The organism is Membranihabitans maritimus, from assembly GCF_021729145.1.
Classification (GTDB): Bacteria; Bacteroidota; Bacteroidia; order Chitinophagales; family Saprospiraceae; genus Membranihabitans; species Membranihabitans maritimus.
In genome coordinates this window covers 1-260 of sequence record NZ_JAJSLW010000111.1, presented here as the reverse complement: position 1 = coordinate 260, position 260 = coordinate 1, and the positions used below count along the sequence as shown (strand labels likewise).

The following is a 260-nucleotide window of genomic DNA, read 5'->3' as shown; positions in this document are numbered from 1 at the left end:
GGTTCGAACCCGATGTATCGCTCCAATTTCTTTCTAAGAATTGATATTGGAAATATAGAGTCATCAACTTAAATGATGCATCCGGACGCGGGATGGAGCAGTTTGGTAGCTCGTCGGGCTCATAACCCGAAGGTCGTTGGTTCAAATCCGGCTCCCGCAACCACATTACAGTTAGACGTTGATTTGCTGCTTGTAAGCAGAGAAGATTAACGGTTAGCTTATGCGATACTAGCTCAGTTGGTAGAGCGCAACCTTGCCAA

General features: G+C 46.2%; 1 tRNA gene. It reads left to right on the top strand.

The features are described from left to right. The first annotated feature begins 86 nt into the window (after window positions 1–86). Window positions 87–163 (top strand) — tRNA-Met (locus LVD47_RS23525). Window positions 164–260 lie beyond the last annotated feature (97 nt).